The sequence below is a fragment of the Streptococcus mitis genome (assembly GCF_003942965.1).
In the GTDB taxonomy this organism is placed as follows: Bacteria; Bacillota; Bacilli; order Lactobacillales; family Streptococcaceae; genus Streptococcus; species Streptococcus mitis_BH.
In genome coordinates, this window is record NZ_RJOG01000002.1 from 24,455 (window position 1) to 36,836 (window position 12,382).

13 protein-coding genes are annotated in these 12,382 nt (G+C 39.8%); all 13 read right to left on the minus strand.

From position 1 onward, the window contains the following. Positions 1-9: 9 nt before the first annotated feature. The 13 genes from D8837_RS00955 to aroB all read right to left on the minus strand — a co-directional run bounded on the left by D8837_RS00955 (position 10) and on the right by aroB (position 12,379). The gene (locus D8837_RS00955; RefSeq protein WP_125455900.1) at positions 10-978 is read right to left on the minus strand and encodes a glycosyltransferase family 2 protein; all 969 of its coding nucleotides are present in this window, start codon (positions 976-978) and stop codon (positions 10-12) included. Next, entirely contained in the window at positions 975-1,811 is an 837-nt protein-coding gene (locus D8837_RS00960; protein WP_125455901.1) for a LicD family protein, read from the minus strand. The genes D8837_RS00955 and D8837_RS00960 overlap by 4 nt, the downstream gene beginning before the upstream one ends. Before the next feature lie 139 nt (positions 1,812-1,950). After that, positions 1,951-3,255: an LCP family protein gene (locus D8837_RS00965; RefSeq protein ID WP_125455902.1), complete on the minus strand. Its 1,305-nt coding sequence runs from the start codon at positions 3,253-3,255 to the stop codon at positions 1,951-1,953. Beyond that, entirely contained in the window at positions 3,252-4,100 is an 849-nt protein-coding gene (gene pheA / locus D8837_RS00970; protein ID WP_004259760.1) for a prephenate dehydratase, read from the minus strand. The genes D8837_RS00965 and pheA overlap by 4 nt, the downstream gene beginning before the upstream one ends. Continuing rightward, a complete protein-coding gene (locus D8837_RS00975; RefSeq protein ID WP_004259764.1) occupies positions 4,097-4,573 on the minus strand; it encodes a shikimate kinase in 477 nt (158 codons plus the stop codon). The genes pheA and D8837_RS00975 overlap by 4 nt, the downstream gene beginning before the upstream one ends. Continuing rightward, positions 4,566-5,849 (minus strand): 3-phosphoshikimate 1-carboxyvinyltransferase, encoded by a 1,284-nt coding sequence (aroA, locus tag D8837_RS00980; protein ID WP_125455903.1) that lies wholly within the window; start codon positions 5,847-5,849, stop codon positions 4,566-4,568. Before aroA ends, D8837_RS00975 begins: the two co-directional genes overlap by 8 nt. A gap of 120 nt (positions 5,850-5,969) precedes the next feature. Further along, a complete protein-coding gene (locus D8837_RS00985; protein ID WP_125416437.1) occupies positions 5,970-7,112 on the minus strand; it encodes a TPM domain-containing protein in 1,143 nt (380 codons plus the stop codon). An 18-nt stretch (positions 7,113-7,130) separates the two neighbouring features. Continuing rightward, positions 7,131-7,700 (minus strand): LemA family protein, encoded by a 570-nt coding sequence (locus D8837_RS00990; RefSeq protein ID WP_125455904.1) that lies wholly within the window; start codon positions 7,698-7,700, stop codon positions 7,131-7,133. Between the two features lie 341 nt (positions 7,701-8,041). Then, positions 8,042-8,380, minus strand: a complete 339-nt coding sequence (locus D8837_RS00995; RefSeq protein WP_000065980.1) for a YlbF/YmcA family competence regulator — start codon at positions 8,378-8,380, stop codon at positions 8,042-8,044. 53 nt (positions 8,381-8,433) lie between these two features. Next, complete coding sequence (locus D8837_RS01000) at positions 8,434-9,012, minus strand: hypothetical protein (RefSeq protein WP_125455905.1); 579 nt, start codon at positions 9,010-9,012, stop codon at positions 8,434-8,436. Positions 9,013-9,022: 10 nt separating this feature from the next. Next, positions 9,023-10,126 (minus strand): prephenate dehydrogenase, encoded by a 1,104-nt coding sequence (locus D8837_RS01005; protein WP_125455906.1) that lies wholly within the window; start codon positions 10,124-10,126, stop codon positions 9,023-9,025. Positions 10,127-10,135: 9 nt separating this feature from the next. After that, the gene (gene aroC / locus D8837_RS01010; protein ID WP_125455907.1) at positions 10,136-11,302 is read right to left on the minus strand and encodes a chorismate synthase; all 1,167 of its coding nucleotides are present in this window, start codon (positions 11,300-11,302) and stop codon (positions 10,136-10,138) included. Positions 11,303-11,311: 9 nt separating this feature from the next. Next, positions 11,312-12,379 (minus strand): 3-dehydroquinate synthase, encoded by a 1,068-nt coding sequence (gene aroB, locus D8837_RS01015; RefSeq protein ID WP_125455908.1) that lies wholly within the window; start codon positions 12,377-12,379, stop codon positions 11,312-11,314. Positions 12,380-12,382: the final 3 nt, after the last annotated feature.

The following is a 12,382-nucleotide window of genomic DNA, read 5'->3' on the forward strand; positions in this document are numbered from 1 at the left end:
CTCATAATATTAGTTTCTTAATCCAACAATTTTTTTATAGATCCATGGAGAAAAAACAAGTGACAGGATAGCTATTTTACGAAATGCAGTGAAATAAGTATCCTTCCATATTTCGTGTCGATGCTGAATAATCCAAGTCCTTAGCTCGACTTTCTCCTTTTGATACTGTTCAGATGAAGTAAATATAATTTTATCGTAAACTATGATATATGACCAACATTCTCTATTTTTCAATTCATATTTTAAATTAGGAAATACTTGTGATACTTGAGCAATGATGTTCTTATAAACTTCTATCGTGTCAAATACATACCGATTAACAGATGTTGTTGCACTTCCCTCACGATGATCATAATAATAAATTGGTTTGTCAATAAATACGCTACTGCATCTTGTCTTTAGTAGCAATTCAGTTAAAAACAAGGCATCTTCTGCTAGATGGTAATCTGTATTAAATTTCTCTTCTGCCAGCAGGTCTCTATTAAATAGTTTTGCGACTGGAAAGAATGATGTCTTAGTGGTCATCAGTAATTCTTTCATGGTTTCTTCTGTTGACCAAAGTTCTTTTCTACCAGAATACGGGGGTAAGTCTGTCACTATTCCATTTTTGATATGGTGTAGAGGAGCAATCACAAAACCTACATTTTCTCCCTCAACTGCACTAGCTAAAGTAGCTAGGTAATCCTTGGTGACGAAATCATCGCTATCAACAAAAGTTATCCAAGCACCCGTCGCTAGCTGAATTCCAGTATTTCTGGCATTAGAAACACCAGCATTTTCGATATGGTAAACCTTGATATTTTCACACTGATATGCTAAATCATCACAAATTTGTCCACTTGAATCAGTAGACCCATCATTTATTAGGATTAATTCAAAATTAGTATAAGTCTGCTTTAAAATAGACTCCACACATCGCTCCAGATAGGCTTCTACATTGTAGACTGGAACGATAACGCTAATTTTTTCTTCCATCATGCGCCGTATTCTCCCTTGTACTCTATGTAGCTCTTGTCCATATCTGCTATAATGGCGTCATGATGCGGTACTTGTTTGTCTGCTGGTGGAGGCGTCATATAATCACCAAAAGCAGTTCTAAGATAGGCATCATAACCAACTGGAATGGGCATCTCTGTCTCTTCAAATGGTAAGAAAAGATTATCCTCAAAAGATTCGATTAGGTACTTGTTTCTCATGTAGCCAGGACCTGAGCATAATTCTGTGATGCCATCGCTCTCAGCTAGACCATACTTGGTCATTTCTTTCTCAGCTTTTTTCCAAATGCGATAACGAAGAGATTTCGGCGTCAACCCCAGTAAAATACGGCTTCCCCACTTCATAAGTGCGCCATGTTTTTCTGGAATAGTTTGCGCACAAAAGAGTGAATAAATCAGTGCCCAACGAACCTGTTTTTTCCGCTCAGCTGGATTTTTAGGATAATAATCCAAAGGCAAAACATCCAAAGCCAAACCATGTGGCAAATCCAAATCTTGCTGGTAAGGTTTAATGCAGGTAGTTTCCTTGTCACGAATAGTAATAAAAAGATTGCGGTCTACAAAATCCTTGTTACTCTTTGACAAGAAATAACGCTCATCTGCATAACGAGGCCATAATTCTGCCAATTTCTCATAATCCTTGCGAGGCATAAAAAAGTCTAGATCATCATCCCAAGGAATGAAACCTTTGTTTCGAAGGGCACCAATAGCACCTCCACCACAAAGATAACAAAGCAAATCATGTTCTTTACAAAATGCTATAAAATATTCAGCCATTTCTAGACTACGAGCCTGAATCGCTTTCAAATCACTCATGTCGCTCCTCTTCTTTTAAAAACGGGTTATATCGTTTAATTATATCATAAAAAAGCATTAAAAATCTATCATAGGGAAAGAAAAAAGCTTAATCCACTATTATAACAAGCTGACTAAACTTAAATTCTCATTTTCTCTTCTATCTCATTCCCATCTGTGCTAATTTTGTTTGATATTTATTTTGATCAACTAAAAGAGCTTGACCACCATAAACATCATAAGCATCAACCCAATCTCCAAGTTCTGGAACAGTAAGCTTCTCAATACCATTTTGGATTCCTTCTAAAACCGGTAAACCATTTGTCAATAAGAAGGTATAAGGAGCATTAGTAGAAGTCATAGCAAATACCTTTCCAAGCGCTTCTGATCCAGTGAATAGTTTTATTGGATCTTTAATTTGCGTAAAAATAGCTGATATCACTTGTTGTTGCCTCTTTGTACGACCATAATCCCCCTCGTCATCATCACGGAAGCGGGCATAGTTAAGTAGAGTGGAACCATTCATCTGCTGTTTTCCTACCCTAATAGTTTGAGTCGGAGACTCAGTCTCCGTAGCATGAAGATCGTCTCCCACCGTAGCTTCGGTTAAAGGTTGACCTTCTAAGGTTGAGAATTTGGCATCAATCGTCACCCCATCAGGGAAGAGAGTGTCAATAGCGGTTGCGAAGGCCTGAAAATCAACCAAGGCATAGTACTTAATGTCCAAGTCAAAATTATCTTTCAATACTTGGCGAACCATTTCTGCCCCTTTTTGGCCTTCTTGTTCCCCTAGTTCATAGGCTACATTTAACTTGTTATCTGTTTGTTTCTTCCCATTGATAATCTTACTATATCCATCAATATAAACTAAGTTATCACGCATGAAGCTGACCAGCTTAATTTTCTTATCTGAGCCACCAACATTTAGTACCATAATAGAGTCCGTTCTCGTCTCAGCACTATTTTGGCCAATCCGTCCATCTGTTCCCATGATAAGAATATTGGTTCCGTCTTTTGCATCTTGCCCATTGAACACTTCCACTTGAGCTGCTTTTGCATTAGCAGGTTTATCAGGAGTAGTGGCATTTTGATATCCTCTTAAAAACATAAAAATTATTCCAAAGGCTACACATGCCAAAACTGCAAGTAATCCAACAAGAATACGACCTAAACGTAGTTTTCGTTTCTTTTTCTTTACTTTTGGAATAGGAGCTAGTTTTTGAGATTTTTTAGAACGACTACGATTGCTATAAGAGGGGAGCGGAAAATTAGAAACTGAATCTTCCACTACCTTCTGGACTTTCAGGGAATCTTCGGGAATATCTTTACTTCTACTTCTACTATGTATCTTAGCTTGAAGATAATCAAATTCCTTTTTTTCTTTCTCATTTAAATAATATATATTCTTAAAGAGATAGTCATAACGCAACTGCTCGTGATGGTTTAAAGGATTTTCTTTACTCATCTTCTCTCCTTTCCATGGTCTGATATTGGATAAATAGGATAGGCGCCCAGTACTTTATGCTGGATTCCAATCGCTTCTAATTCTTTTTGGGCAAAGTGGACCAAGTCCTTATCAGCATAGTCCACATCGATAATGAAAAAGTATTCGCCCAGTGCTGTCTTGAGTGGCCGACTTTCAATTTTTGTCAGGTCAATTCCTCTCCAAGCAAAGGTCGATAGGGCCTTATAAAGTGCACCTGGAAGATTGTCTGGTAAAGTCAAGGCCAAACTCATTTTCTCAGTTTGTGATTTCAAGGGAATAAAAGGTATTTCAGCTCCCAAAACCCAGAAACGGGTAAAATTGGCTTCCATTTCCTGAATATCCTCGGCAATCAGTTCTAAGCCATATTCTTCGGCAGAACTTCTTGGTGCAATGGCTGCATAAGGCTGGTCTGGATGTTCGGAAATAAAACGGGCTGCATAAGCTGTACTAGCTGTTACCTCGATTTGGGCCTCTGGATATTGTTCATCTATGAATTTCTTTCCTTGAGCCAAAGCTTGTGGATGAGAAAAAATCTTTTCAATCTTAGTATGGCCTGGAACCACCATCAACTGCTGATGAATAGGCTGAACGATTTCTGCAACTGCTTGAATGCGAGCCTGATGAAAAAGGTAGTCCAAGGTTTCATGAACACTACCCTCTATAGAATTTTCAACTGGCACCACAGAATAGTCCACCAATCCTTGCTCATAGGCCTTGATGACATCTGTAATATTGGCAAAGGCCTGCAATTCCTCATGAGGAAAAGCTGTCTGCACAACGTGGTGTGAAAATGATCCCTTGGGACCTAGGTAAGCAATTTTCATCTCAGTTCCTCTATAATTTCCTCTGGGCTTAACTTGGTCACATCCAAAATCCGACTAGCCACTTCCTCATACCAAGCCTGTCTTTCTTGAAAAATAGCTGCAAGTTCTTCCTTGCTATTATTTAGAAAAAGCGGGCGCTGATTGTCCTTATCAGCTGCTATGCGTTGGTAGAGGGTTTCAAAATCAGCTTTCAGGTAGATATTATCAGAATTTGTCTTTAGTAAGTCACGATTTCGCTGAGAAATGACCACTCCCCCACCAGTTGACACAACTTTGTCTCTTTGTAGTAACTCAGCTAGGATTTCTGACTCTACCTGACGAAAGGCCACTTCGCCCTTTTCAGCGAAAAAATTCGCAATGGACATACCTAGGCGCTTCTCAATCAGAGCATCCATATCAAGGTAATTAGGGTCTAAGCCTCTTGCAATAGTCGATTTACCAGCCCCCATAAATCCTAGTAATACCTTAGCCATGAATCAAGCTCTCCAAATCATCAAAGAAGCTAGGATAGCTGGTATTGATAGCTTCTGCACGGTCAAGATCCACTTCTCCATCAGCAACCAAGAGGGCCGCGATAGCCGTCATCATGCCGATACGATGGTCTCCAAAAGTATTGACTCTAGCACCGTGAAGGGCTGATTTTCCTTTGATAATCATTCCATCTGCCGTCGGAGTAATATCTGCTCCCATACTATTTAAAGCGTCTGCCACAACCTGAATGCGGTCTGTTTCTTTGACTTTAAGTTCCTCAGCATCCTTAATAACTGTTACACCTTGAGCTTGGGTCGCAAGTAGAGCGATAACTGGCAATTCATCAATCAAGCGTGGGATCAAAGCACCACCAATCTCTGTTCCTTTCAAGTCAGAAGACTCAACAGTCAAGGTAGCAGATTTAGCGACTGGGTCAATTTCAGTTATTTCTAGTTTCCCACCCATGGCACGAATGACATCAATAATACCAGTACGCGTTTCGTTAATACCAACATTCTTCAGCACTACACGAGAATTTGGAACAATCAAACCTGCGACCAACCAAAAGGCTGCACTGGAAATATCTCCTGGAACAACCACCTTTTGTCCTGACAATTTTTGTGGCCCGTGGACTGTGATTTTTTTGCCCTCCACACTTAAATGACCACCAAATTGTTGCAACATATCTTCAGTATGATTACGGGTGCACTCTTTTTCGATAATAACAGACTCCCCCTGAGCCTGCAAGGCCGCAAACATCAAGGCTGACTTAACCTGGGCAGATGCAATTGGCAACTCATACTGAATAGGTCTTAGGTTTTTCGTCCCTTTTAAATGAAGGGGAGGCAGGTCTCGCTCAGTTTGCCCTGAAATACTAACGCCCATTTTTTTCAGTGGAAGGGTCACACGGTCCATAGGACGTTTGGAAAGACTGTCATCGCCAAACATCTCTACTTCAAAATCTGCACCTGCAAGGACACCTGAAATCAGACGAATCGAGGTTCCAGAATTTCCCATATCAAGGGCATTTTGCGGAGCTTTTAGGCCGTCCATACCGACACCTTGAATGGTAATAACCTCATCTTTATCCTCAATCTCAACACCAAGGTCGCGAAAGACTTGCATGGTCGAAAGGACGTCTTCGCCACGTAATATATCATAAACCTTGGTCTCGCCCTCAGCCAAACTTCCAAAGATAATGGAACGGTGACTGATAGACTTGTCACCTGGAACGCGGATACTGCCGTGTAAGTGGCGAATGTTTGTTTTTAGTTTCATACTGGACCTCATACTTGCAATACTTTTACCTATTTTATCATAAAAAGCCAGAAATTCCTTAAAAATTCCTGACTTTATGATAGTTATTTTCTTATTTTAGCAATTCTTTTCATTTTCAATTTACCAACTATCTGAAGAACCACCACCATCAAATCCACCGCCACCCCAATCATCTGAAGACCAAGATGAACTAGAACTACCAGAATCATATGAATCTGATCTATCATAAGAACTTGACTGTACTCTTTGTGAAGCATAGTAGCTTTTTTTAAGATCGGAAGTCCAAGAAGCATTCCTCACAAAATCTTTATCGTTTGGATAGAGTTTCCCCTTCCCATTATAAGAGTATTGAGAGCGATTAAGCCTATCTAGGTGCTTTCTTTCAACTTCTGCGTAGTATGCTTCTAGAAGTAATGCAGTCCAAGTATCATTAGGCAGAAAACCTTTTGAGTCTGGATAAAGTTTATTATATCCTTCGTACTGATATTGAGACCTAATTAAACGCTTATTTTTTTTATAGTCAGATTTACGTTCTTCAGTCCACGTATCGTTAGGTACAAAGTCAGGAAAATCTGGATACAGCTTACCCTTTCCCTCGTACTCATACTTAGAAAAGCGACATCTTTTTAAGTACTTGATCCACGTTGCTAAACTTAGTAAAAGAAAGAACAACAGATAGAACAATATCGGAAACGGAATGTAATCGAAGTACTTACTAAAGCCTTCATTATTTTTTAATGATTTTTCATAGCTTTTTGGAAGTCGATTATTTTCCTTCTTGTTTATGATTTCAGCTTTTCTAGACTCCGCTCTAGAAATACCTACTAGAATTTTGTTAAGAGCATCAGTATATTTCCCTTCTTTCATGTACGGCTTAGAATCATTTAATAAGGAACTGGCCATAGAGTCAGTAAGCCAAATTGCTGCTTCGTTGGATGTTTCAATACGAAACTTCCTATCTTTTATAGCAATAGCAATTAGAATTCCACTGTTGGAATCTTGTTTGCCAACTTTCCATTTGCGTGCAACCTCATTGGCTACCTCTTCAATACTAGAACCGTCCAGAGTATCTACAATATAAATACCCACTTGGGTTTCACTCCCAGCATTCATACTCTCTAACGTTTCTGCAACACTAGTGGTTAAATAGCCGTTAGGATCGTAAATACCATTTAAAGGACGATCTGGAACAGCTATATTTGCCGCAACAAGAGGCATAAAAAAGAATAAAGGGGTAATTAAGAGTAAAAGTAACTTTTTCATAGGAAATACCCCACAAGACTAATCAGTTAAATTGACTTTAGGGACAACCTTTGCATCTTTTTCTGCTTCAATTAAGTCAGCTCTTTGGAAACCAAACAAACTAGCTATCACACTAGTAGGAAAACGTCTAATGGTCTTATTATATTCTGTTGCAATATCGTTATAATCTTTACGAGCGACAAACAAACGATTTTCAGTTCCCTCAAGCTCTGAAATTAGAGAAGATACTTGAGTGTCAGCTTTTAACTCAGGATAATTTTCTTGAACAACTAGCAATCGAGAAATGGCAGAAGTTAATTCGCTCTCCCCTTCATTTTTTGTTTCTGTATTTCCTGAGCCAATCTTAGAACGAGCATCCGCAATCTTTGTAAAGATGTCTTCTTCGTGCTTCATATATCCTTTTACAGAATTTACAACATTTGGAATTAAGTCAGCTCTACGTTGAAGTGCCACTTCAATCTTCGAGTTAGCTTGTTTCACAGATTCATCTTTGCTAACAAGACTATTGTACGAACCTGCCAACACTATAATACTGATGAAGATAATTCCTACAGGAACTCCTATTAGAGCAATTAATTTTTTTGACATATTTTTTCCTATTTTCTATTGTTCATCATTTAACTAAAATTTATAGATAATAAAAATCATTCTCTTTCATAATTGTTTCTATATTTATTATCTCATCAAAAATTTCTAACTTATCAATTGAAGTAGAAAATAACAGTTATAAGCTTTCAAATTCGTTTTGTATTATAGTTATGATTTTCAATAGCCTATTTAATTTGTTTTGGATTTTGTTTATTAGTAAAGGCATTCATCCCCAGAGTCATTCTTAAACGAACCACGCTAATAACTCTAACTAATACAGTAGTTACCAATGATAAACATACGTTTAAAAAATATCTATAAAAATGAACAAAATACTGTTCTTATTTTAGCAATTCTGAAACTGGTTCGAAAACAATTTTTTCAATGTCAGAAAGGTAAATTGCCAATTGTTGTTGCTTGGTAAAGAATTCTGACAAGAGGCTATTCCCCTGAATCTGCTTGCCAAAGCCTTCCATTTTAGCTTGGAAGGAAGCGTCTGGCATTTGACCTGTCTGGGCTAGTCTTTGAATTTCCTCTTGGAAGGCAACATATTCTGTAAAGATTTTACTTGCCTCTGCATCTGCTGAAATAGCATCTTTAGCTGCTTTAACAGCCTTGTATTCTGGTAATTCGCGAAGACCGCGACTAAGTTCGTTTGCACTATCGTAAATATTTGACATGTTCTTCTCCTTATTTATTTCTTTTAAAATTACTAGTCACTCTGTGGTCATTATTATTGTGCAATCACTTTTATATGACCTCTTGAATATCCATTGCTTAATTCCTTATCTGGTATATACTCTATCTTCAAAGTTCCTAAATTAGAACCTGTTTTTATTTCATTCGACATAAGATTATCAAAATAGTTATCTATCTCATCATCAGATAAGGACGATTCAATCGATTTAACAATATCATGAAATACTTCTTTCATTCCTGCAACACCAGATTCACTATTTTCATTTGTCTGATTTATTGTTACATTGATCTTATCAGTATCATTTGCATGTAAAAGCTCCAAGTAATATCCGTAGCTTGATGCGAAATATTTTATTTTTATATTTCCTTTTTTGATATTTTCTAATGGGCTATTAGAATTTTGATTATAGCTGTTAATAAAATCATTAATAATTCTATCGTCTACATACTTTGAATTAGTTTTCTCTGAACTTGTTTCTTTCTTGGATGGTTCATTTTTTGTCTCGACACTTGCTTCTGAATTAGTTTTCACATCTTTTTTAACAGCACAAGCACTAAGTAGGATAAAAGAAATAAAGATAATACCAAATATTGATTTATTTATTTTTGACATGATTTTCTCCTTATTTGATAACGACTGTGTAGTCGGTATTTTCTGTTATTAGCTGCTCGGCTCGTTCCAAGTCTTGAGCATTTTTAAATGAAATTTGTAGGATCCCGTGAATATCTTCACGGTTTTCCTCGTTGATGTGGATGTTAACCAAGGAAGTTCCACGTAGCAATTCCAAAATCCGCAAGATGACATCTTCTTCATCAGGAACATCGACATAGAGGTCATAAGAGCTATCCACTCCACCACGCTTATGTATTTCCATGGCCTGACGTTGCTCACGCGCTTGGTTGAAAAAGTTCCAGATTTGCTCTTCATCTCCCTTGCTGATGGCTTGACCAACCTGATCCAAGCGTTCCTTAAAATCCTCAATCCGCTCTAGGATAGTCTCGCGATTGGACAAGAGAATAGAGGTCCACATACCTGGCTCGCTTTCTGCAATTCGAGTCATATCTCGAAAACCACCTGCCGCAAAGCGCCTTGCCATCTCATGTTCTTGAGCATAAACCGCGGTCTGCTCCATTAGACTAGAAGCTAGAATATGAGGAAAATGGCTAATCTGAGAAGTCACACGATCATGCTCCTTGGCATCAATCTCGATAAAGCGAGCATGAAGACCTGAAAGCAAGTCCCTCATTTCCTCAAGCGTGTCCTGACCTGTCAGGCTCGAAGGTGTAAAGATATAATAGGCATTTTCAAAAAGATTGACATCCGCAGAGGCAGCCCCTGTCTTATGACTACCAGCCATGGGATGGGCCCCGACAAAGCGAACAGACTTGCCAGCCAAATACTGCTCCGCTGCATCCACAATGGCTGACTTGGTAGAACCAGCATCTGAAATAATCACGCCTTCTTTCAAGTCCAAGTTGACCAATTCCTTAATGAAAGCAATGGTTTGTTTGATTGGCAAGCTGAGAATGATGATATCTGCCAAAGGAGCAAAACTAGCAAAATCATCTGTTGCACGGTCAATCATGCCTTCTTTCAAGGCGATATCCCTCGAAGCTTGACTGCGATTATAACCTAAAATTTTATAATCTGGATGATCGCGTTTGATTCCGAGTGCCATAGAGGCACCAATCAAACCAAGACCTGCGATATAGACTGTTTTTGCCATAGGAACTCCTTAATAGTTCTTTGTATAGTCTCGGTGTTGGGCTACCGCTTCTTTTAGTTCCTCAAGATTATCTGATGAGAATTTTTCGAGGATTTCTTGTGCCAGAACCGTTGCCACAACGGCTTCCATAACTACACCTGCAGCTGGAAGGGCGGTCGGATCACTTCTTTCAACAGTTGCCTTGTAGGGTTCATGGGTTTCGATATCCACACTCATAAGTGGTTTGTAGAGAGTAGGAATGGGTTTCATGACACCACGAACAACGATGGGTTGCCCATTAGTCATACCACCTTCAAAGCCCCCTAGATTGTTGGTACGGCGAGTATAGCCGTCTTCTTCAGACCAGAGAATTTCATCCATGACTTGGCTGCCTTTACGATAACCAGCTTCAAAGCCAAGACCAAATTCCACCCCTTTAAAGGCATTGATAGAGACAACAGCTTGTGCCAATCTTGCATCCAATTTTCTGTCCCATTGGACATAGGAACCAAGACCAACTGGGACACCTCCGACGACTGTCTCAACAACCCCACCGATGGTATCACCGTCACGTTTGATTTGGTCAATATAATCCTTGATTTCTTGTTCCCGTTCTTGGTTGACAATAGAAACTTCAGACTGGGCAGCTCTTTCCTTAATCTCAGCAACTGTGAGATTCTCAGGAACATCGATTTCCTTGCCACCAAAGACTACGACATGGTTGGCAATCTCCATATCCAGCTCAGCCAAGAGGCGCTTGGCTACTGCTCCCACTGCTACCCGCATAGTAGTTTCACGAGCTGATGAACGCTCCAAAGAATTTCGCAAATCATCAAAACGATACTTGATACCCCCAACCAAGTCGGCGTGACCTGGACGAGGATGGGTGATTTTTCGTTTGCTTTTAAGGCGTTCTTCAATGTCTTCCGCAGTCATAATATCCAGCCATTTTTGGTGGTCCTTATTGACGACATCCATGGTAATAGGCGCCCCTGTCGTCTTTCCATGGCGAACGCCTGAAGTAAAGACAACTTGGTCGCTCTCAATCTTCATACGTCCGCCACGACCGTAGCCACCCTGACGGCGTTTAAGGTCCCCATTGATATCCTCAGCTGTCAAAGGAAGTCCAGCTGGAATTCCTTCAATGATAGCCGTCAGACGGGGGCCGTGTGATTCTCCTGCTGTTAAATATCTCATACACTCTCCTTATTTTACCAAGTAGTCTTTCATCTCTTCCAGAGAAACTGGGTGAATAGTCGCTGAACCGAGTTCTGGTACCAAGACCAATTTCAAGGTATTGCCACGCGCTTTTTTGTCATGAGTAAGAGCTTGATAAAGCTTGTCAACATCCCAGTTTTCATAATCAACAGGCAAGCCAAATTTCTGACACATTTCTGTAATGGACTGGGTAATGCCAGCTGGCATGAGACCTTTTTCCTCAGCAACCTTGGAAATCTGTACCATACCCATGGCCACAGCTTCTCCATGCATGACCTTGCCATAACCGGCCGTCGCTTCAATGGCATGACCAATAGTATGGCCAAAATTGAGGTAAAGGCGAACACCATTGTCCAACTCATCCTCAACTACCATCTTACGCTTGACCTGACAAGAATGCTCAATCAAAGTCTCCGCATGTTCCAGAATGCTCTCAACAGAACCATCCAGCTCCGTCAAAAGAGCCCACAGTTCTGGATCCTCAATCAAGCCATACTTGATAACCTCACCCATCCCTTCAATCAACTCTCTTTTTCCGAGGGTTTCAAGAACAAGTGGGTCAATCAGAACCCCATCTGGTTGGGCAAAGGTACCCACCATATTTTTAGCAAATGGAGTATTAACACCTGTCTTTCCACCGATAGAAGAATCCACTTGGGCTGTCAAGCTAGTCGGTATCTGAACAAAATGAATACCCCGCATATAGGTAGAGGCTACAAAACCAGCCAGGTCCCCAACGACACCACCTCCGAGAGCCACGATTCCATCGCTACGAGTCAATCCCTGCTTAACTAAAAATTCATAGACTTTCTGAACAGTGGTTAAATTCTTTCTTTCTTCCCCTTCTAAAAAGTCAAAAACTGCTACCTGAAAACCAGCATCTTCTAGGCTGAGTTTGACCTTCTCTGCATAGAGAGAGGCTACATGATTGTCTGTTACAATGACCACCTTCTGTGGTTGCCAGAGTTCTAGCAACCATTGACCAGCCTGAGCCAGACAACCTTTTTCAATCTGAATATCATAAGGATGATGAGGAATATCAATTCTGATTTTCATAGG

What these genes read in the sequence shown, in the direction of transcription:
- D8837_RS00955 (WP_125455900.1), bottom strand. Translation starts at nt 978, where the DNA reads ATGATGGAAGAAAAAATTAGCGTTATCGTTCCAGTCTACAATGTAGAA.
- D8837_RS00960 (WP_125455901.1), bottom strand. Translation starts at nt 1,811, where the DNA reads ATGAGTGATTTGAAAGCGATTCAGGCTCGTAGTCTAGAAATGGCTGAA.
- D8837_RS00965 (WP_125455902.1), bottom strand. Translation starts at nt 3,255, where the DNA reads ATGAGTAAAGAAAATCCTTTAAACCATCACGAGCAGTTGCGTTATGAC.
- pheA (WP_004259760.1), bottom strand. Translation starts at nt 4,100, where the DNA reads ATGAAAATTGCTTACCTAGGTCCCAAGGGATCATTTTCACACCACGTT.
- D8837_RS00975 (WP_004259764.1), bottom strand. Translation starts at nt 4,573, where the DNA reads ATGGCTAAGGTATTACTAGGATTTATGGGGGCTGGTAAATCGACTATT.
- aroA (WP_125455903.1), bottom strand. Translation starts at nt 5,849, where the DNA reads ATGAAACTAAAAACAAACATTCGCCACTTACACGGCAGTATCCGCGTT.
- D8837_RS00985 (WP_125416437.1), bottom strand. Translation starts at nt 7,112, where the DNA reads ATGAAAAAGTTACTTTTACTCTTAATTACCCCTTTATTCTTTTTTATG.
- D8837_RS00990 (WP_125455904.1), bottom strand. Translation starts at nt 7,700, where the DNA reads ATGTCAAAAAAATTAATTGCTCTAATAGGAGTTCCTGTAGGAATTATC.
- D8837_RS00995 (WP_000065980.1), bottom strand. Translation starts at nt 8,380, where the DNA reads ATGTCAAATATTTACGATAGTGCAAACGAACTTAGTCGCGGTCTTCGC.
- D8837_RS01000 (WP_125455905.1), bottom strand. Translation starts at nt 9,012, where the DNA reads ATGTCAAAAATAAATAAATCAATATTTGGTATTATCTTTATTTCTTTT.
- D8837_RS01005 (WP_125455906.1), bottom strand. Translation starts at nt 10,126, where the DNA reads ATGGCAAAAACAGTCTATATCGCAGGTCTTGGTTTGATTGGTGCCTCT.
- aroC (WP_125455907.1), bottom strand. Translation starts at nt 11,302, where the DNA reads ATGAGATATTTAACAGCAGGAGAATCACACGGCCCCCGTCTGACGGCT.
- aroB (WP_125455908.1), bottom strand. Translation starts at nt 12,379, where the DNA reads ATGAAAATCAGAATTGATATTCCTCATCATCCTTATGATATTCAGATT.